We start from the raw sequence: 20,273 nt of genomic DNA on the forward strand, positions 1-20,273 counted from the left end.
ACTGGCTGTTTTCAATATCTCATTGGCTCGGCGCAGTTCCCTGTTCTCACGCTCCAACGCCTTGAGGCGATCACGTTCACTGCTTGTCAGACCTTCGCGTGCGCCATTGTTAATTTCGCTACGTTTAACCCATTCCAGCAACGTGGAGGGCACACAGCCAATCTTGGGTGCAATTGATTCAACCGCCGCCCATAGCGATGGATATTCGCCTCGATGTTCCTGTACCAGACGAACAGATCGTTCACGAACTTCAGGGGAAAACTTTGTTTGATTGCTCATGGCTCCATTCTCTCAAAAGTTGGAGCCTCCTCAAAACCCGGGGCGATTCACTTCTTCGGAACGTACAAATCCGTGATCGTACCTTCAGCCAGCTCTGCAGCAAAAAGAATGGTCTCAGACAAAGTAGGATGAGGATGGATGGTCAGTCCGATGTCCTGCATATCAGCCCCCATTTCCAAAGCCAACACGGTTTCTGCAATCAGCTCTCCCGCATGCGGCCCAACCATGCCAGCTCCTAAAATTCTTTTACTGACCTTATCAAAGAGTAGTTTGGTCATGCCTTCGTCGCGCGTCATGGTAATGGCACGACCACTGGCAGCCCAGGGAAATACTGCTTTCTCATAAGCGATACCCTGCTTTTCGGCTTCGGTTTCTGTCAGCCCCATCCAGGCAACTTCAGGATCGGTATAGGCAACCGAGGGAATGGTACGTGCATCGAATGTAACCTTGTGCCCAGCAATGACTTCCGCCGCAATCTTACCTTCATGGGATGCTTTATGCGCCAGCATGGGATCTCCGGCAATATCACCAATTGCAAAAATATGCGGAACACTGGTCCGCATTTGCTTATCCACTGGAATGAATCCACGTTCATCCACATTGATACCGGCAGCTCCGGCATCGATCAGTTTTCCGTTTGGCCGACGCCCGACTGCAACCAGCACCCGATCATATCGTTGTGGCTCAGGCGCCTGTTCACCCTCGAAAAATACCTGCAAACCTTCCTTATCCGCTTCAACCCGGCTGACACTGGTATTGAGGTAAATTGCTTCGCATTCCGTTTTCAATTTTTTGTAAAGCGGCTTGATCAGATCAGTATCGGCTCCCGGAATGAGTTGCGCCATCCGTTCCACAATGCTGATCCTGGTACCCAGCGCATGATAGACCGTAGCCATCTCCAGCCCGATGATCCCCCCTCCCAGAATAAGCATGCGTTCAGGAATCTCTGCTAATGCCAGCGCTCCGGTTGAATCAATGATGCGTTCATCGGCTGGGAGCCCCGGGATACGCGCTGCACTGGATCCGGCCGCAATGACACAATGGTCGAACGAAATCGTTTTGATTCCATCTGATGTTTCAACTTCAATCAGATGCGGATTGACGAACTTTCCAGTACCATGGATGACAGTTACCTTGCGCTGTCTGGCAAGCATCGACAAACCCTTGGTCAGCTTGCCCACCACCGATTCTTTCCATGAGCGCAGTTTGCCAACATCGATTTCAGGTTGTCCGAAACGAATACCGTACAGACTCGCTTCTTTCGCTTCCGTAAGCGTTTTTGCGGCATGCAACAGCGCCTTGGAAGGAATACAGCCCACATTCAGGCAAACGCCACCCAACGCGGGATAGCGCTCGATCAGCACAACCTGCTTACCCAGGTCAGCGGCGCGAAATGCCGCAGTATAGCCACCCGGACCGGCTCCCAGCACGACGACTTCAGCATGTATATCACCACGATCGGCGACAGAAGCTAACGCTACTTTCCCAGCCGTCGCTTCTGCTGCACTTGTAATGGTCGGCTGAGAATCCGGCACGGCCATGGTATCGCGAGGCGGTGTCGGCGATGCCACCTGAGTATCTGTTTCTCTGGTTTCCAGTGTGACAATGAGTGAACCTTGTGAAATTCTGTCACCCGCTTTGACATGTATCTCCCGCACAATGCCTGCCTGGGGTGCAGGCACTTCCATCGATGCTTTATCAGTTTCAAGTACCAGCAAAGGGGTTTCCTGCTCGACTTCATCACCCGGACTCACCAGGATTTCTACTACCGGAACCTCCTGGAAATCCCCAATATCGGGCAAAGTTACTTTTATAAATTGCGTCATCGTTTTATTCTCTGATATGGCCATCGCCCAGCACGATGAATTTCTGGCTGGTCAACCCTTCCAGCCCCACCGGACCGCGTGCATGCAACTTATCTGTAGAAATACCGATTTCCGCTCCCAGACCATATTCAAATCCATCAGCAAAACGGGTCGAAGCATTTATCATAACTGAGCTGGAATCGACTTCACGCAGAAACTGGCGGGCACGTGAATAATCTTCGGTCACGATGGCATCAGTGTGCTGTGATCCATAGGTGGCAATATGGGTAATAGCCTGATCGATATCTTCCACGATACGAACACTCAGTACCGGCGCAAGATATTCAGCGTACCAGTCTTCCTCCACAGCTGGTTTTATCCCGGCAACGAGTGCACGAGCAGCTTCATCCCCCCGCAGCTCCACTCCCTTTTCCAGAAGAATTTTGCAGATACGCGGCAGAAACCGTTCAGCAATTCCGGCATGGACCAGTAATGTTTCCATGGTATTACACGTACCGTAACGCTGAGTTTTAGCGTTATCGGCCACGCGCACGGCTTTTTCCAGATCAGCCGATAAATCGACATAAACATGGCATACACCATCCAGATGCTTGATGACCGGCACACGCGCCTCGTTTGCAATTCGCTCGATCAACCCCTTGCCGCCGCGCGGGACGACCATATCCACATACTCGCTCATGGTGATCAGTTCACCCACCGCGGCGCGATCCGTCGTTTCCACTACCTGCACTGCGTGCTCGGGTAACCCAGCCGATCTAAGCCCTTCTTGCACACAAGCAGCAATGGCCTGGTTACTTTGTATGGCCTCGGATCCTCCGCGCAAAATCGCTGCATTACCGGCCTTCAGGCATAAACCGGCAGCATCCGCCGTTACATTCGGGCGAGCTTCGTAAATGATGGCAATTACTCCCAGCGGCACCCGCATCCTGCCTACCTGGATACCGGAGGGCCGATAATCCAAATCTGTTACTGCTCCTATTGGATCAGATAGTGCGGCAATCTGCTCCAGGCCGGCAGCCATGCTTGCAATCCCCTTTGGAGTCAATGTCAGGCGATCGATCATGGCAGGTTCGAGACCTTTGTTTCTGGCCTGTGCCACATCTGCAGCATTGGCCGCCAGCAACGATGCCTCATGACAACGGATAGCCCGGGCCATCGCAATGAGTGCATGATTTTTGACGGCAGTATCCGCTTTCGCGACTATTCGCGCTGCCGCACGCGCCGCACGCCCGAGAGCTTGCATGTCAGCCTGTATCTTTTCGGTTTTTTCCATGTGGAATGTTGGTTCGTCGGCAATTAAAGGTCATTTGACAGCATAGAGTCCGGTCAACCGGTTATTTACCGGATCGTCCAGATGCCGATCCCCGCCATTTACCGGCCTGGATCAGTTTATTTCTGAGGCCTGGCAGCGGGTAATCGAGTGCATAAGCCTTCTCGGCATAATGACTGGCTTTTTCGTAGTTTTTCTGCTTGAAATACAGCAACCCGAGGTTATAAAGAATCGTGGCATTGTCGGGTTCCAGATTGGCCGCTACTTCCAGCTGCTCGAGCGCTTCCTTGTTTCTGCCGCGATGCGACAAAAACGCACTGTAGATTGATCGAACTTGCACATCTTTCATATTCATACGGATTGCTCGGTCGAAATAACATTCGACCGGGTATTTCAGGCCTTTAATACGCGTAGATTTCTCTTTAATTGAATACTTAAATAGCGAAACCAATGCCCGATGATGATTGGGCCAGGCGTGCAAAGTGTAATTCAGATCTTTAGCAGGCGTTGAACTCGTACTTCCTCTAATCAAATCTTCGACATCGGAGGTAAAGTGAAAGTCTTCAACAATCTTCAGCTGTTCCGAATGATTAAACCGATCCATATAATCAAACGGACCATAATGAGATCCTTTCAACTCACCACAATAAATTCCCTTCTTAGCAGCTACTACTGGCAGCGGCATTAGAAAGAATACGATTATTACAAAAACTGAAGCTTTTAGAATCTTCATAGACATTTCGTTTTCTCTCCAGAATTTGATGTTGCTTTCCAGTTACGGTAATGGTACCCAGCAGCTTAGTAGGAAGCTGATTGTTACATTTCGCTACCTGCAAAATCAGCGGTCCGTCAACAAACACCATTTCTGCAAACGTCTATTGTAGAGGATAAGCGATACGATCGTTCTGATGAGTAAATTATGCCACTGTGCAACAGGATAATCCGGTTGCACCATGGGATCCCTGAAATCAGCCATCCACGGAATACCCGTCAAACGCTGCAAGGTCAGCCCGATCAAATGTGCCGTTGCAATAGGATAAGTCGACCAGATTACATCCGGCTTATACTTTTTGATCAGATACCATCCTGCGGGCACTGCGCCCAGCCACCAGCTCACCCAGCGATCCGGTAAGGCCAGCACTCGCGGATATCGCCCCATCACCTTCAGATGCCTCGCTGTATCCAGCGCAAACGCCCGATGAATACGCACTTGTTGCGGAATATCCGCCAGCTGGCCAGAATCGATCTGCTGGTAGGCGCGCGGTGAAGGCGCCAGAATAATCGGCTCCCAGCCATGATCAGGCAAATATCGGGCAAAACGCAATGTCCGCTGCATTCCGCTGCTACCGTGCAAAGGCGGGAAATGGTAAGCGATCATCAATACACGTTTTACCATGACAACACTCGATTTGCGGTCAGTTCTGTCACCTGATCACGCCATTCACGCGTGGAAAATGTATGGTTGGCGCTTTCCATGTGGCAAAGTTCTGTCTGCTTTGTTCTCAGAGTAGCTTGCCAATCTGCCGATGAATCGACCAGATCCAGAAATTCACGCGCCGTCAGATCATTTCCACTGGTAATGATCAGTATTTTTCCCTGGAAACGCTTCAGGCCATCCAGCATACGCTCCGGCAAAGGAACAGTCAGGTCGCATGCTGAACCAGCACTTTTTTCTGAGACAGCCGGACTTTTCCCGCCCCGCAAGCTGTTCCTGCCAAATTCATATAAAGACCGGATAGAAGCCAGTGGATTGAATTTTCCACCCAGCAGTTTTTTCCAGAATTCCGGATCGAACAGACGTTCCAGGTAATAGTGTTTCAGGTACGCTTTGGCAATCCCTTGTTCTGTTCGCACCCAGGGATTCAGCAACACCAGCCCGCTCACTCGCGAATCCTGGTGGGCATGGAATAACGCTGCCGATGCTGCGTCACATAATCCCCAGATCACGATATCTTCCAGAAAAGGACATTCACTGAAAAAAAAGTCGGCAGCACTGCGCAAATCCTCCCCGACATGTTCAAATGTTCGTATCTCACCGTCACTGTCCCCCATTCCCCGGAAATCGAACCGCATGACAGCAATACCGCGCTCCGCCAGATAGCGCGCCAGCAAAACAAACTGTCGGTGACTGCCAACGCGATACTGCGGCCCGCCAACGACAATCAGCACACCTCGTGTAACCGGTTGCTGCGGTAGATGTAAAACCCCGTAAAGCCAGTCGTGATGGCAACAAAAACGTACCGCTTGTTCCTGAACATTCATGGCTGGATTCCGGCAAATAGCTTAGCAGTGGCTGCCAGCAGTGCCGGGCATTCGCTGATTTCCTGAGTAGCCCAGAACGGCAACCCGGGTATGAGTGTTACTTCCGGATAAACACCAGACTGGTTCCATGCCTCCACGACCGCAGCACCAGCAGGAGGAAGCCCGCGACCCGCTTCGGGCGTGATCTCAAACCAGTATATTTCACTGTTCCCGACGACCAGCTGACCCAGTTTCAACTCATCGATCGCAGCCGCCATTGCGGGAGAAAGCGTATACCCTGCTATTTCAAGCGATTTACCTGCTCTGAGTTCTTCACGAAGATGAACATTCTGAGCTTTATCCGAATCATCCGACAGGAGCTTATTCACCAGCCGCAAACGTAAAAATTGAGTTAAAAATGATTTACCGTTGATGACAGGTTGCCAGAGTATAAACTTTGCCGAACCTGTTTCTGCCTTCCCGGCATAATCCAGTGCCAGCAGGGCTCCCAGCCGTAATCCCCAAAAATGAACCGATGTAAATCCCTGCTGTATCAACCACTGGTAAGCAAATTCAACATCGTTTTTCCAGATCTCCCAGGTAGCCTCCCCGAAATCTCCTGCGCTGTCCCCGCAACCATACAAGTCTATCTGCAGTACACCAAACCCCATCGCTGCGAACGCTTTGGCCTGCAGAGCAGCCATACGTCGGGACTTATTCATTTCTTCCGCAAACGGATGAAGATAGATAAATACCTGGTTTAATGGCGTATCCCCGGCGGGGGAGTGGTAGAGGCAGAAACGTTTTCCCGGCGAAGCATCCAGAAAGAAAGGTTCAGCCGGTGGATTTTCCATGCAGTCTCAGTGCGACAGTTTATGTTCGACAAAAAGCGCCAGGCTTCCGAGTGTTTCAAAAGTCTGTGCACTGATTTCATCGTCATCCACCGAGAAATCGAAGTATTCCTCGAGCGCGGTAATCACATTGACCACCGCCATCGAATCCAGCTCCGGAATATTTCCGAGTAAAACGGAACTGGCTGTCAGCGTGTGTTTTCTCTCTCCGAGATTCAACACATCACCCAAAATGTTTCTGACTGCTTCAAGATGCTGCATAATCACTCCACAAAAGATCACTGCTTGATGTTGACGGCATTTTAAGACAGTTTTTTAAAACGTGCCGCATTGATCACTCCCGCAAACAGGTTGAGGAAACACCCGTATATCATGCACAAACTGCTTATTTCCGATATTAAGCCATTGGTTCTGCTGATGTTGCATCTGCCGATATACCTACTTCACGGGTTGACTGCCCCGGCAGCCTCATGAACTGGTATGAACTGTACTGGCAACGCATCACCCCGCTGCATCTTTTTTTGTGGCCGGTCAGCCAATTGCTCATCCTGTTTCAGTCTGTCCGGCGTTTTCTTTACCGGCGCGCGATACTGACTTCGATTCACCTGCCCGTACCGATCATTATCATCGACAGTATAACCACTGACAGTCCGGTCAAAACATCACTCATCATTCAGATTGCCAATATCCTGAAAGCAGCAGGGCTGCGGCCCGGGATCATCAGCCGCGGCTATCCCGACAACCATCGTCCGCCGACAAGGGTGACGATCAGTAGTCATCCCCATCTCACTGGTGAGAAATCACTGTTGCTCACCTACCATTTACGTGAAACCTGCCCGGTATGGATCGGTTATGACCGGATAGAAACAGCAAAGGCTTTACTAAATGCTCACAAGGAATGCAATGTGCTGATCTGTGATGATGGCTTGCAGGATCTTCGTCTGCAGCGTGATTTCGAAGCTGTCATCGTCGATACCAGTGTCATCAATTCAGGAAATGGCCTGATCATGCCTGCCGGGCCGCTACGAGACAGTTTTGCACGTTTGAAACACACTGACGCCGTCATACTGGCCGGCCATCAAAGGCGGATACCGGATATCACGGATGAAATCAGAACGATTCACACCCGTCCACAGAAAGAACATTTTTTCAATCTGTCATGGCCCGAGCTGACAGCCGATGCAGCGGGACTGGCAGGCAAACGCATTCATGCCATTGTCTGCGATCCGGATACACAAAACTTTCTGGACAACCTCGAATTCCTGAAACTGACCGTCACTCCTCGTGTATTTCCGGAAAATCACCATTTTATTGCAACGGACTTCCAGTCTGATGAAGCCGAAATCATCCTGATACCGGAAGAAGATGCAGTAAAATGTCTGAGTCTGCACGATGATCGCATCTGGGTTTTACAACAGGAATATCGTGTCGATCCCGGGTTACGCGAAATCATACTTAAGAAGTTGAGAGAAAAATTCATGGATCCAAAACTCCTGGACATTCTGGTCTGCCCATTATGCAAAGGCTCACTTATTTACAAAAAAGACCGGCTGGAACTGATCTGCAAGGCGGATCGGCTGGCATATCCCATTCGGGATGGCATCCCCGTCATGCTGGAGGATGAAGCCAGAAAACTGCCTGACGAAGAAGAAATCAAATAGCGCCACGCTCTTTCATACCCTTTTCCATTCAGAATCATTCACACGGCGGGTATCCGCCGTGTCTGTCTCTCAACCTGAATTTCCATCAGCCCGCAAGGTAAGGCCGGTTTCTGTTACCTGCAATCTCAATATTCGAGGCGCAAGGAACCCAGAATGGTCAGCGGAGCACCAGGATAAATACCAGCACGTGGTGGCGCATTCACGAAAGGGTCGGTAGATTCGTAATAACGTTTGTCAAGAAGATTACGGATATTGACCTGCGCGATCAGACGGGTTGGGCCGAGCTTCATCCGGTAGGCGACAAACGCATCCAGACGAACGTACCCCGGCAACGCAAAGGTATTTTCATTATCACCCTGCCGCAGTCCGGCAGCGAATATGCCCATGCCGAACTGCCATCCGTTAAGCGGCTGGTAATGACGAATGTCATACTTGAGCCACAAACTGCCGGAATGCTCAGGCACGTTACTCAGGCGATTGCCTTGCAGGCCGGAATAATCTCTGGTAATGCGGGCATCAGTAAAAGCATAATTACCAATGACGCTGAGTTCATCGGTAATCTGGCCGCTCAAATCAAATTCGATACCCTGACTGCGTGCTTTCCCGATTGCAGCAACCGCAAAAGGATCCGGACTGTTGAAATCGCGGGTCAGAATATTTTCCTTGGTCAGATGGTAATAAGCGAATGTCATTGTCAGCCGCTGATCGAACCATTCGGCTTTCAATCCGGCTTCGAATTGCTCGCCTCTTTCCGGATCGATCGTCGCACCAGTATTGGTAACACCATTGTTGGCTCCGAACGAAGTTGTCCAGTTACCGTAAATACTGGCCCAGGACCACGGCTGATAAAGAATGCCCACACGCGGACTGAAGCCGTTATCCTTGCGTGTCGGTAAGTTGGCTTCGGCCGCTCTGAAGGAATCACCCCGTCCGCGCCCCGTAGTCGCCCACTCATAACGGCCACCTCCCAGAATATGGAGCTTATCCCAAAGCGTGATGTGATCCTGAAAATACACGCCATACCACTCATCCTTAGAAAAACTGTGATTTTCCCCGGCAGGGAAAGGGGTTGCCAGCGCCTGAGCGTAAAATGAAGGATCAATGCCATATACCGGGTTATAAATATCGATTTCCAGACCCGACACCGGTGACAGATAATTACCCCGCGTCAGATAAGTGCCGGTCGAGCGCAAGTAATCGAAGCCCACCAACGTTTGATGCCGAGTGCCCAAAAACTCCAAGTTACCTGTTAAATCGAAATTCGTCGTATAGGTTTGGGATGAGGAAATTTGTGAAAAGATATTGCGCAAATAGGTGCGGTTGCCCTTGCTTGGATCCAAAAACTGCGCGACCGTGAACGCATTCGCGGGTTTAACTGAAGTGTTATCATCATCGACAAAGGACGCCAGGAACCGGTTGCGCAAAGTCCAATCGGTATTGAAGGCATGGGTCAGATTGAAACCAAGATTGACCCGGGAATGGGTATCGACAGGATCATCGGGATCGATGAAGGAACGGGTAACTGGAATCGGCGCGGGGCGGTCCCCGATTGCGAACAGACCTCTGTCGACCTGATAGTCCTCATGCAACGCTTCCACTTCCAGGGAAAGTTCGGTGGCATCATCAGGCCGCCACGTCAAGGCAGGGTTCACCAGCACCCGGTCATTAAAATTGAAATCCCGGAACGACCGGTTGTTCTGATAAGAACCGGAAAAGCGATAGTTGAGCGATTTGTCCTTGGTAACAGGACCCATGCCGTCCCACTCGGTCCGGTAAGAATTGTAAGAACCGAAACGTTGTTCGATGGAATAATAGGATTCGCCACGCGGTTTTTTGGTGGTCAGATTGATCAGCCCGCCGGGCTCGATCCGCCCATACAGAATTGACGCAGGCCCTTTGAGCACTTCGATGGATTCCAGATTGGCGGAATCGAACATTGATTCCTCCCCAATAGACAAGCCCAGAGCGACCAGACCGTTACGATAGACCCGGCCGTTTCTGAAACCCCGGATAATGAAAGCGTTGCTTCGGCCCAAAGACGATTGCGGCCGCACGCTGCTGACGTTTTCGAGCGCGTCCTTGATCGTCGTCGTTTTCTGGTCATTCATCACTACCCGCGGAATCACCTGTATCGACATGGGCGTTTCCATGATCGGCGTATCGGTTTTGGTTGCCGAGAACGCACTGGAGCGACGATAACTTCTGTTATCCGGCGCATCAGGATCGATCACGCTGGTTATTTTCATTTCCGGCAAAGTCACTGCCTCTGTATTACTGTTCGTGTGCCCTGCGGGGGCAGCTTCCAGTGTGTAGCGTCCCGGCGCATTCTCGATCACGATGAGTCCGCTGCCTTTGAGCAGTTGCCCGATCGCCTGCAGGGGAGTAAAGCGTCCATTCAGTGCGGGTGCCTGTTTGCCTGCAACCAGACTGGCATCAACACCGATGAGCAAACCTGCCTGAGTGGCAAGCTGCGTGATCGCCTGTTCGAGGGGCTGTGCGGCAAGATCGATTGCAATCGTCTGCTGAGTGACGGCAGACTGCGCAACGGCACTGGCCGATACGAACAGACCCGTGGCCAGCACCGATCCCAACAAAAAACCGTGACGTAACGAAACCGTTTTTATAATCATGAAAACTCCCTGTGTCCTGTCGATAAAAAATGTGCTTCTGTTATCCATGACACACGAGTCGGAAAATCGGGTAGTTTTGACTGCAGAATTGTCAATGCGCTGCTCCGGTCACAGATTGCACATTGATGAAAACAGGGTGATGATGAGGTTTAAAGTTGCATGATTCGCAAAAATGCTGCATTTGCGAACCTGAAAAGGCGAAATGATCCAGCAAGCTTTGAAAGATTGTTTTTGCTGCCGTCAGAATCTGACGAGAAATTTAAAAAATCTCTGATTAAGCAGATTCCCGGGACGGAATCCACTTCCTCCATTTTCCCAGTAACGGAAAATAAAGCGCCAGGTGCATAGGGCGATCTTCCATACGCTGCAGTACTTGTGCATAGCGATCCAGTTGCGGACGGTAACGCAGCTGTTCCCGATCGAGGAATTCCTCAAGGCTGCCACCGGTATGAGACCCCGTCTTGTAGTCGATGATCCAGCGCACACCTGCTGCATCCACGAAGGTTCGATCGATGATGCTGACAGAAATCGAGTGGCCCGCTGCAATTGCCGTTGGAACAGACAGCGCCCATTCACAACGCGCTTCCTGATGCCGATTGCTCAGAATCCAGCGGCCCGTTTCATCTTCCACACACATGGTCCTGAGGGCTCGTGCAACCTGCTGCACCGCTTTTTCCAAATGCCGGGGGGTGATACCAGATTGTATGAGTAACGACCGCCCCGCCAGTTTGAGAGCTTCCAGATCCTGATGATCCACATTCTCGACCCCGATCAGCCCGATACGATGCAACAGGCAGTGCACGACCACCCCCACCAGTCGAGCGGGCTCACCCGCCCAATCGAAATCAACCGGCTCTTCTGTCGTGCCGGCCTCATTCGCATGCATGGCAACTGCAACGGCTTTGGGCAACGGCGGGGGTTGCCAGCCAGACACCAGGCGCACCATGCCAACAAGCTGCAAACCTGTATGTACATTCGATGCAGGCAAATCTCCGATAGCAGCTTCGCGCGATCGTGCCAGAAAATCTGCTGCCACGGCAGGCCATAACCTGGCCAGCAGGGTATCCTCCGGTGGTTTCAACGCATCATTCTCCTGCATATCCGGATCGATCCTGAGATGCCCCAGTAAATGCAGATTGTGTTTCGCCCGGGTAACTGCCACATACAGCAATCGCGCCTCTTCCAGCGCAGTCCGTTTCTTTTCTTCAGACAGGATGTAGGCGGAAATCGGATTTTTATCGCTCCCCGCTGCACTGATCGGCGCGCACAATAAACCCGGATGCTGTGACTGATCGTGAAACTCCAGCCAGTTGAGCAGCTTCTCCTGATCCCGTCTGGGAGATTTACCCAGCCCCGGCAGAATTACTGTATCGAACTCCAACCCTTTGGCCTTGTGCAAAGTCATGAGCTGCAATGAATCGTCTGCCGCCACATCCGGCAGAGCAAACAACCGTACCAGCCGTTCATCCAGCTCCTGGATATCGGGTCGATAGCCGGTCACATCGAAATTTTCCAGCAACTGAAAATAGACTTCGGCGTCTGCCAGATCTGTTTCATTCTGTACACTGGCGGGCCCTCCCAGACTGACCCATATGCCCTCCACGCATCTTCTCAACGACATCCTGTCGTAGAGCATCAACGCACGCTCCAGAATCGGCAATACCCTGTTCACCCGCTGACCGCCTTCTTCACTCAAAACACCTGAACCGGCACAGGCACGCAATGAATCGATCAGCACATGCTGTGGCAGCGTATTGGCAACGGTATGTAAATCCTGCAGGGAAAGTCCGCAAAACGGGGCGCGCAATAATGCCAGCCAGGCGATACGATCAGCCGGATGCACCAGGGCCCGGGTCAATGCCATCAAATCCCGGATCACCACCCGTTGCGCCAGCTGTTCGATTTCCACTGCCTGGAAACGCAAGCCTTTTCGCCTCAAATGCACAACGATACTCGCCAGATGGCTGCGATTACGCACGAGTACGGCAATTCTGCCATCCGGTTGTGCAGCTCTCGCCTGCGCTACGATCGCCCCCACCTGCTCCGCCTCGGCCCGATCATCTTTTTGCAGATAAGGATAAATCCTGACCGCCTCCCCGCTGGAAGCCGCATGAAACGCTACGGAACTCGCATACGACACGGCACCGGTGCTTACGCTATCCGTATCCGGCAATATCCGTGGAAAATAGCGGTTGACCCACTCGACGATCCCGCTCTGCGAACGGAAATTGACTGAAAGACGCAGAAACCTCATCTGGATCTGGCCAAAATAGCCACTATCGCGAATATCCAGAAACAACCCCACTTCAGCCTGCCGGAAGCGGTAAATCGACTGCATCGGATCTCCTACCAGAAACAGCGTGCGGCCGTCTCCGGTCTGCCAGCCGGCAGTCAGCCGCTGCAGCAATTCGGCCTGGCTGGAAGACGTATCCTGAAATTCATCCACCAGCAGATGGTGAATACGATAATCGAGTGCCAGTGCCAGATCGGTCGGCATTTCCGGTTCACCCAGCGCACGGACAGCCGCCATAGCAATCTCGGTAAAATCCACCTGGCCGTGCTGCCGGAAAACCAGCAGCAAATATCCGGCAGCCACCTTGAGCAGGCTGAACAGGGCCTGCAGCGTTTCCCACTCTTCATCGGTATATCGTTCCGGAGGTAACTGCCTGAGTAACTGCAACTGCTGACGAAATGTCTCCTCGCTCTGCAAAGCCACCAGCAACTCACTCATCCGCTGCTTCATTCCGTTCAGGTATTCTTTTACGTCAGCATCACGCACTGACGATGGTGCCGGGAACCCGTTTGCCTTCGTTACCTGTTTACGCCAGTCTCCCGTTTGGGTGAGCAGGAAATCCGCCATACTCTCCCAGACAAGACGATCTTCAAGTGCGTTACCAGGCCAACGGACTGTATTGCTATCGGCTGATCCTGCTTCTGACAGATTGACCGCGGCAAACTGCATCAACTCGATAATTTCCGACTGGCAGCCGGCAGGAACAGCATCAGCCAATCGCTCTATTGCTTCCGCAATCCGGCCTGACAGCACGGATTCCAGACGATCACGCATATCATCCGAATTAGCGGCATCAACCACACCTCGCAACCATAAATCGCGCCGCGCCAGCATATCGGCAATCAACTGCTGCAATCTATCGAGACGATTATCCAGATGACCGATCAGATGTTCGATTGCCGCAGTCCACTCACCCTCTTCCTCCAGCGCCTCGACTGTCAAACGGGCTGCTTCCAGATACAATCTGTCCGCATCCTCTGCCACTGATGACAAGGCGCCCTGCCGGGAACAGACCGGCATACGGTCGACCAGCCAGGCGCACAAGGAATCGATCGTCTGGATACGCAAACGTGACGGATTTTGCAGCAACTGCCAACCCCGCGCCTGATCATGCGCCAGTACCCGGTTTGCCAGCTCCCGTAACTGGCGCTGGTAAGCATCGTTCAGCAGTGCGGTTTCACTCTCCGCATCGCTATTTATATCACCAGCTGTATCGCGCAAAGCCTGCAGAATCCGATGCTTCATTTCACTGGCCGCCTTGCGCGTAAACGTAATGGCAACGATCTCCTCCGGTTCCTCTACCGTAGCAAGCAGCACCAGAAATCGCTGCGTCAGTAACCCTGTCTTGCCCGATCCAGCCGGCGCTTGAACGATGAAGGAATGCCACGGATCAAGCGCCTGCTGGCGTTCTCTCTGATCTGGAATCTCCTGTTGCAAGACTGTGTTCATCGTTCTAGTCCAGGTACATTATTAGAAACCATCATTGCCAAAAGCTACTGAGCGGCCCGGGGCAGTTCACACAGCCTGAATATAAGATTCGATTTCTATTCAAAGATCGAATTTACTTGGTTATTAATAGACCAGGCTTTATATCCAATTGAGGATATACAAATGACAAACTCTTAATTAAAGCTACCCTGTAGATGCACCTATAGAAAGTGCTAAAACAAAAAACCTGGAAACCGGTGGATACAATTGCGACGAAGACTATGACTTTTTCTCTTTGAGAGATCAGCTAACAGCTTTACACAAAACCTCAACGACCCGGTCTTGCTGCTCTACTGATAAACCAACCCAGAGGGGTAACCGAACCAATCTCTCAGATTGTTGAGTAGTAATTTTCAGGTTGCCATGTATACGTCCGTACCGTAAACCAGCCGGGGAGGAATGAAGGGGCACATAATGGAACACAGACCAAATATCGTTTCTCTTAAATTCGTCAAGTACTTCTTGCCTATCAATTTTTGATGCCAATAATACATAATACATGTGGGCATTATGCTGACACTCTTCCGGAACGATTGGACGACGCAGAATCTCTTTAGCTTCAAGTGGCCCAAGCAACTCATGATATCGTTGCCAGCTTGCCAGCCGCTCGTTAGTTATACGGTCTGCTTCTTCAAGCTGCGCCCACAGGAAGGCAGCGATCAGCTCACCCGGTAAGAATGACGAGCCCACCTCCTGCCAGGTGTACTTGTCCACTTCGCCCCTGAAGAACTGACTGCGATCGGTCCCTTTTTCGCGGATGATCTCTGCACGAAGGCTCAGATCAGGTGTATTAACGAGTAGCGCACCGCCTTCTCCCGAGATCACATTTTTTGTTTCGTGGAAACTGTAGGCTCCAAGATCACCAATGCTGCCGAGGGCCCGCCCTTTGTAGGTTGACATCACCCCCTGCGCTGCATCCTCAACGACCTTCAATTCATGCTTCTGGGCGATGGCCATAATCGTATCCATCTCGCACGCCACTCCCGCGTAATGCACGGGAGCAATGGCACGGGTACGCGGCGTAATGGCGGACTCAATCAGCCGTTCGTCCAAATTCAGAGTGTCTTCTCTGATATCGACAAACACAGGAACCCCACCACGTAGCACAAAGGCATTGGCGGTAGATACAAAGGTGTACGACGGCATGATGACCTCGTCACCGGGCTGAATATCCAGCAATAAAGCAGCCATCTCGAGTGCCGCCGTGCAAGAGTGAGTAAGCAGACCCTTATTACATCCAGTCCGCTCCTCCAGCCATGCATGACAGCGCTTGGTGAAAGGCCCATCGCCTGCCAAGCTACCATTGAAGTGCGCTTCAGCGATGTAGTACAACTCCTTGCCTGTCATGTGAGGCCAGTTGAACGGGATGCGGTGATTTGTATTTTTCACACTCTCTCCAAAACCCTGCGTCGAAACGTTTGCGAAAACTTAAAAATAATCAGAACAAACAAGAAAATCCAGAAAACATGTGCAATCCAGGCGTAGCGGGCAAGAGGCTTGAATTCGAGACGTACTCGGCGAGTTTCTTGAGGCACTAACACGCCCTGAAACACTCCATTGACCTCCACAGTCTGCGCGGCCTGCCAACCCTGATTGGTTTCTGCAAGTGCCTCCCAGTCGCGATGAAACTTCTGACTCAATAAAAAAACAGATGGTGCGGAGGAATTTACCTCAAACTCTAATACATCACCCTGATCCAAAATCTTGACGGGTGTGTTCGTAACCATACCTCGCGGGTCATCGAGCACAAGTTTTGTCGAGCTCATATCAAGCTGCGGGGGGGTTACTTGCATGCTGTCGCCCATCCGTGAAACCACCCGGTAAAGGTGGATACCCGATTCCTCACTCAAAAACTCCAAATTTTCATGCGCCAGCTTGCCCGACGAGAGGATCAGGCTGATATTGCTCATCCAAAACATTGTGCCGGCATAGTCTGGGTCGATGGCTCCATTCCAGCGACCATATGTCTGCACTTCCCCACCAAGCGCCTTGATCAAGGTGTGGTATCGGGTGGAAGAGAGGCTGTTATAGCTATGCACAGAAGACAGATCGAGTGTGGCGTTAAGGTTCGGCGGCAACACTGAAATCCCTGGGGCTGCAACAGCATAACGACTGCCAGCCGGCAGATTTTCCCTAACCTTCTCAACCAGAGGCGAGGTCATCGCTATCTGCGCCGGATCTTGCTTAAGCATCAGCGGATAAGAGGTCATACCCAGAACCAACACAAGAGCCATCATCAAAAATAACGGACGGTATCGATCGTATTGCGCGATTAGTAGCCCAGTCACCAGCAGCATTCCGATGACAATCTCCCAATGAATCGAAATATGCTGCGAAACACCGTATGCAACACCAATCGCAATCACTACCAGCGCAACTGCCGCTCCAGCAAATACGGCGCTCGAAAATTGACGGTGATGCGTGCGCCTGGCAAGAGCATCAATACCGAACGCAGTGATAATGGTAAGAGGAAGTGTGATACTCCCCAGTGGCGTGCTTCGCGAAAGATTGAACCCAAAGTATTTAACACCCAACACATAGAGTGGATGTACGAAGGCAAGCAGGCAAAATATAAGAATCGCCAGCCACCACCCCCAGGTTTCCTTGAATGAAGTGACTAACGCCACGACTCCAAAGAAAATAGCGATCAACGTTACGCTCAAACCGTCGTAAGAAAATGGGAAAGATGGCGCGATCGGATTGCCAAAAATTTCAGGGATTGTACTCAGTACAAAAAAGCGAACCAGCTCAGTAAAGCTGGCGAACTTTGGAAGCACCATCGTGAAAAACGAGGGATCGGGTGCAACTCGTGCAGACTCGGACGAGAGAATGAACAGATCTCGATAAACAGGAAAAGCGAGCGCGGCTCCAACAACCAGAGCAGATAAAGCAAGAGTAAGGAATTTGGCAAGTTCAAGTCGGCTGACGCGTGCCTGATGGTATGCCAACCAGAGACCATAGCCACCCAGCAGGTAGGCATGAAAGACAACCGGCTGCGGGTACGCAGTCATCAGTAGACTGTAACCGCTGAAAGCCAACACGCCCCAGCCCAAAATATCCGGGCGTTTCGCCAAACGAGTAACAGCCCACAATGCCCCCGCTGCCCAGCACCACACGGCCGGGAACATGGGAAAGGTCAGCCAGTACATGAACAACGGAGATGTCGCCAATCCTAGTCCTGCAATCAAGCCAGCTATAGGACTTAAGCCAACTTCCCTGGTAAACAACAAGACAAATAAACCGGCAAGGAAACAGAAACCTAATGACAACGTGGTGATGAAGCGCCAAGGGCCATCAACCAATCTGGTAATCACCCAAGACGGCAGATAGGCTGAACTAAAGCCTGAAATTTGATAGAGCGGCCGCCCAAGCTCTGTATTATTTGACCAGAGAGGTAACCAACCAGATCGGGCCATCGTTAGATGCTCTGTTATTTCTGGGATATACGCATTTGTGAAGTCACTAAACTTTCTGTTCTCAATGAGGGAGCTATCTAAGTTTACAAGCTCAACGTGACCAACCTCTATCTCCTGCCGGTGTGGTGCTACAACGTAAGAAAAAAAACCCGAAAACAGTACAGCAGCTACTGCAATGTAATAGATCAACACATGCTTGTAGGAGGAAAATGGAAGCATGTGAATGCTAAGCCGATTGTTTTTTTGCCACAACCAGCCTGGATCCACCGACGGGATAATTCATCCCAAGCCTAATCCCTGCAAGCTCTAACATCATTAAACCGTAAAAAACCTTATTCAAAGCTGCGTTGATTTTAAGTTCGCCGGCAGGATCGAAATCTTTTGTTTTTCGCTTCTGCAAGACTCGTGAAAGCATCATTACTGGCAAAAGGCTCGTTACAAAAGAACTGCTCCTTAAAAGCTCAAAACCGGCGGTCAAAACCTTCTGCTCGATCTCGACACGCGTGTATCGGCGCACATGGCAGGCATAGTCGTCAGAAGCGCTCCACAACCGGGGATGCTGAGGAACGGTTAGCAGCAAAACACCACTAGGCTTAATGGCGTTATGAAGTTGAGCCAGGACAGTTTCATCTTCTTCGATGTGTTCCAGCACATCAAAGGCGCCAATGGCATCAAACTCTTCCACAAAAGGCACCCGACGAGCATCCATCTGCATGAAATGTGTGGAGGGAACGCGTTTAGCCGCATGAAATAAGCCAGCCAAAAAAATCTCACTGCCATTTAATGCTATTTCAGGGCAGGCACGAGCGATACCCGACAGAACAAAGCCAGTACCACAACCCACCTCCAAAAATGCGCCAGCGTTTGGCTTGTAGGTGCGCAGCGCCCAGAGAATAAGCTCGTTACGCGCCCGAAACCAGAAATTACCCGCCTCTAATCTGGATAGCTCTGAGAAGTATTCAGGCTTAAAACCTCCGCCACCATGTGCAAACTCAGAGGCATGAGCCTCTATTCCGTTCAAGCGTTCTGGCTGATAACCGCATGAAGGACAGGCCCAATCGGCAGAAGAGAAGAAATTTTCGCACTGAAGACAAACTTTCATGAGGGAACTCCTTCGGATTCTGCCGCACTCTGCGCAAATACAAAAAACCGCGACATAACAAACAGAAAGATGGCCACCACGATGATTGCTATCGCCTGTACGATTTGATGCGGAAAACCTAACCAGTCCACAAACAACAGCAGCAAAACTAAATTCAGCAGATAGCCTGCAACTTGCGCCAGCAGGTAACGGACACCGGTAACGCCAATATGTCCGTCATGTCGAAAAGTATAACGTCGATTGGCGAAAAACCCAATTGATGCCCCTACGAAGTACAGAGCCGTCATCGTTATCTTGGGAGCGTCCCATAAATAGGTCAGGAGGAGGTAAAAGGCATAACCTAAAACATTTGTCAGAATGCCAATCAATGCATAGCTAAACAATTGCCGAAATGTTTTTCGAATGGACAAGATTCCAGAATCAGCATTCATTTTTCTTCTCTAAGATTTAAGCTGATATATATTTTTTGTCCTGATTCGTCATCTATAACGTATGCATTTTTTGAGTCTTCAAAAAATGCCAGTCCGCGAAGAAGATTAAAAAATTCTACCCCCTGATAACTCTTGTTAAGATCTATCAGGCAGGTTTTTTCAAACTTTTCCCTGGAATAATAGTCGCCCCTTGCCCCCTTCTTTTTTTGCGTATCCCTAAGACGGCTACCCAAGTCATAGGTCAGAAGTCGCTCTATTAATTCGTCAAAATGATGGCAAACTATATCATCGAGCCTTGACTGCAATGTTCTAGCCGTGTCGCTTAGATGTACAGGAACTTCAACTTGCATGAAAATTTCACCATCATCAATTTCTTCGTTGACGAAGTGGTAGGTGAACCCTGTTCTACGCTCTCCATTGATGATGGCCCAGTTCACGGGATAAACACCACGATATGACGGGAGTAGGCTGTAATGGAGATTTAACACGCCCTGCTTTGGAAGGCTAATTAAATCAATGGGAATGATATGCTTCCAGCTCAAAAGCAAAAACCAATCAGCCTGCCGAATCAAACGATCAACCGAGAAAGGCGCCTCATACACAAGCAGAGGGATATTTGCCTTCATACATATCTCGCGTACACCAGGCCACCATGCTTTTCCATTTTCGCGAGTCGTGACAACAACTGGAATTTCAAAGCGACTGGCATCAGAGTGCGTAACAAGCTTTTGAAGAAGCCTATAGCCTATCTCATGATCGACGAAAGGGACTATGCGTTGCATCGT

The 20,273-nt window shown here is 50.8% G+C and carries 16 protein-coding genes and 1 pseudogene; 2 read left to right on the forward strand and 15 right to left on the reverse strand.

Going from position 1 to position 20,273, the window contains the following annotated elements; translation table 11 throughout:
- The 8 genes from B5D58_RS09270 to B5D58_RS09305 all read right to left on the reverse strand — a co-directional run.
- Positions 1–279: transposase (locus tag B5D58_RS09270; protein WP_143779552.1), on the reverse strand; the 279-nt coding region annotated here is incomplete at its 3' end.
- Positions 280–326: 47 nt separating this feature from the next.
- Positions 327–2,105 (reverse strand): dihydrolipoyl dehydrogenase, encoded by a 1,779-nt coding sequence (gene lpdA / locus B5D58_RS09275; protein ID WP_041357282.1) that lies wholly within the window; start codon positions 2,103–2,105, stop codon positions 327–329.
- Positions 2,106–2,109: 4 nt separating this feature from the next.
- Positions 2,110–3,378 (reverse strand): glutamate-5-semialdehyde dehydrogenase, encoded by a 1,269-nt coding sequence (locus B5D58_RS09280; protein WP_011112656.1) that lies wholly within the window; start codon positions 3,376–3,378, stop codon positions 2,110–2,112.
- 61 nt (positions 3,379–3,439) lie between these two features.
- The gene (locus B5D58_RS09285) at positions 3,440–4,114 is read right to left on the reverse strand and encodes a tetratricopeptide repeat protein (protein ID WP_011112657.1); all 675 of its coding nucleotides are present in this window, start codon (positions 4,112–4,114) and stop codon (positions 3,440–3,442) included.
- A 99-nt stretch (positions 4,115–4,213) separates the two neighbouring features.
- Positions 4,214–4,771 carry a glycosyltransferase family protein gene (locus B5D58_RS09290; protein WP_011112658.1) on the reverse strand — a complete coding sequence of 186 codons (558 nt, stop codon included), beginning with the start codon at positions 4,769–4,771 and terminating at the stop codon, positions 4,214–4,216.
- Positions 4,765–5,637 (reverse strand): hydrolase 1, exosortase A system-associated, encoded by an 873-nt coding sequence (locus tag B5D58_RS09295; RefSeq protein ID WP_011112659.1) that lies wholly within the window; start codon positions 5,635–5,637, stop codon positions 4,765–4,767. Before B5D58_RS09295 ends, B5D58_RS09290 begins: the two co-directional genes overlap by 7 nt.
- On the reverse strand, positions 5,634–6,470 hold the full coding sequence (locus B5D58_RS09300; RefSeq protein ID WP_011112660.1) for a hydrolase 2, exosortase A system-associated: 837 nt from the start codon (positions 6,468–6,470) through the stop codon (positions 5,634–5,636). Before B5D58_RS09300 ends, B5D58_RS09295 begins: the two co-directional genes overlap by 4 nt.
- A 6-nt stretch (positions 6,471–6,476) precedes the next feature.
- Positions 6,477–6,728 carry an acyl carrier protein gene (locus B5D58_RS09305; RefSeq protein ID WP_011112661.1) on the reverse strand — a complete coding sequence of 84 codons (252 nt, stop codon included), beginning with the start codon at positions 6,726–6,728 and terminating at the stop codon, positions 6,477–6,479.
- A 209-nt stretch (positions 6,729–6,937) separates the two neighbouring features.
- Between B5D58_RS09305 and lpxK the strand changes: the two are divergent.
- Both lpxK and B5D58_RS14130 read left to right on the forward strand, forming a co-directional pair.
- A pseudogene (gene lpxK / locus B5D58_RS09310) lies at positions 6,938–7,921 on the forward strand (tetraacyldisaccharide 4'-kinase); the annotation flags it as partial.
- 24 nt (positions 7,922–7,945) lie between these two features.
- Entirely contained in the window at positions 7,946–8,128 is a 183-nt protein-coding gene (locus B5D58_RS14130; RefSeq protein ID WP_234989049.1) for a Trm112 family protein, read from the forward strand.
- Positions 8,129–8,253: 125 nt separating this feature from the next.
- Here B5D58_RS14130 and B5D58_RS09315 read toward each other — a convergent pair whose 3' ends face one another.
- From B5D58_RS09315 to B5D58_RS09350, 7 genes are all read right to left on the reverse strand, one after another.
- Positions 8,254–10,758, reverse strand: a complete 2,505-nt coding sequence (locus B5D58_RS09315; RefSeq protein WP_050731277.1) for a TonB-dependent siderophore receptor — start codon at positions 10,756–10,758, stop codon at positions 8,254–8,256.
- 274 nt (positions 10,759–11,032) lie between these two features.
- A complete protein-coding gene (locus B5D58_RS09320) occupies positions 11,033–14,500 on the reverse strand; it encodes a UvrD-helicase domain-containing protein (protein WP_011112664.1) in 3,468 nt (1,155 codons plus the stop codon).
- A gap of 282 nt (positions 14,501–14,782) precedes the next feature.
- Positions 14,783–15,928: a dTDP-4-amino-4,6-dideoxygalactose transaminase gene (gene rffA, locus B5D58_RS09325; RefSeq protein ID WP_011112665.1), complete on the reverse strand. Its 1,146-nt coding sequence runs from the start codon at positions 15,926–15,928 to the stop codon at positions 14,783–14,785.
- Entirely contained in the window at positions 15,925–18,222 is a 2,298-nt protein-coding gene (locus B5D58_RS09330; RefSeq protein ID WP_143023747.1) for a glycosyltransferase family protein, read from the reverse strand. Before B5D58_RS09330 ends, rffA begins: the two co-directional genes overlap by 4 nt.
- Positions 18,182–19,057: a class I SAM-dependent methyltransferase gene (locus B5D58_RS09340; protein WP_011112667.1), complete on the reverse strand. Its 876-nt coding sequence runs from the start codon at positions 19,055–19,057 to the stop codon at positions 18,182–18,184. The genes B5D58_RS09330 and B5D58_RS09340 overlap by 41 nt, the downstream gene beginning before the upstream one ends.
- A complete protein-coding gene (locus tag B5D58_RS09345; RefSeq protein WP_011112668.1) occupies positions 19,054–19,488 on the reverse strand; it encodes a GtrA family protein in 435 nt (144 codons plus the stop codon). Before B5D58_RS09345 ends, B5D58_RS09340 begins: the two co-directional genes overlap by 4 nt.
- Positions 19,485–20,270, reverse strand: coding sequence for a formyltransferase family protein (locus tag B5D58_RS09350; RefSeq protein WP_011112669.1), 786 nt, complete (start codon positions 20,268–20,270; stop codon positions 19,485–19,487). The genes B5D58_RS09345 and B5D58_RS09350 overlap by 4 nt, the downstream gene beginning before the upstream one ends.
- Between the last annotated feature and the right edge of the window lie 3 nt (positions 20,271–20,273).

This window comes from Nitrosomonas europaea (genome assembly GCF_900167395.1).
Classification (GTDB): domain Bacteria; phylum Pseudomonadota; class Gammaproteobacteria; order Burkholderiales; family Nitrosomonadaceae; genus Nitrosomonas; species Nitrosomonas europaea.

Excerpts from the sequence above, each read along its gene's own strand:
- B5D58_RS09345 (WP_011112668.1), bottom strand. The coding sequence starts at position 19,488 with ATGAATGCTGATTCTGGAATCTTGTCCATTCGAAAAACATTTCGGCAA.
- B5D58_RS09340 (WP_011112667.1), bottom strand. The coding sequence starts at position 19,057 with ATGAAAGTTTGTCTTCAGTGCGAAAATTTCTTCTCTTCTGCCGATTGG.
- B5D58_RS09280 (WP_011112656.1), bottom strand. The coding sequence starts at position 3,378 with ATGGAAAAAACCGAAAAGATACAGGCTGACATGCAAGCTCTCGGGCGT.
- B5D58_RS09350 (WP_011112669.1), bottom strand. The coding sequence starts at position 20,270 with ATGCAACGCATAGTCCCTTTCGTCGATCATGAGATAGGCTATAGGCTT.
- B5D58_RS14130 (WP_234989049.1), top strand. The coding sequence starts at position 7,946 with ATGGATCCAAAACTCCTGGACATTCTGGTCTGCCCATTATGCAAAGGC.
- B5D58_RS09300 (WP_011112660.1), bottom strand. The coding sequence starts at position 6,470 with ATGGAAAATCCACCGGCTGAACCTTTCTTTCTGGATGCTTCGCCGGGA.
- B5D58_RS09320 (WP_011112664.1), bottom strand. The coding sequence starts at position 14,500 with ATGAACACAGTCTTGCAACAGGAGATTCCAGATCAGAGAGAACGCCAG.
- B5D58_RS09295 (WP_011112659.1), bottom strand. The coding sequence starts at position 5,637 with ATGAATGTTCAGGAACAAGCGGTACGTTTTTGTTGCCATCACGACTGG.
- B5D58_RS09290 (WP_011112658.1), bottom strand. The coding sequence starts at position 4,771 with ATGGTAAAACGTGTATTGATGATCGCTTACCATTTCCCGCCTTTGCAC.
- B5D58_RS09315 (WP_050731277.1), bottom strand. The coding sequence starts at position 10,758 with ATGATTATAAAAACGGTTTCGTTACGTCACGGTTTTTTGTTGGGATCG.
- B5D58_RS09305 (WP_011112661.1), bottom strand. The coding sequence starts at position 6,728 with ATGCAGCATCTTGAAGCAGTCAGAAACATTTTGGGTGATGTGTTGAAT.
- lpdA (WP_041357282.1), bottom strand. The coding sequence starts at position 2,105 with ATGACGCAATTTATAAAAGTAACTTTGCCCGATATTGGGGATTTCCAG.
- B5D58_RS09285 (WP_011112657.1), bottom strand. The coding sequence starts at position 4,114 with ATGTCTATGAAGATTCTAAAAGCTTCAGTTTTTGTAATAATCGTATTC.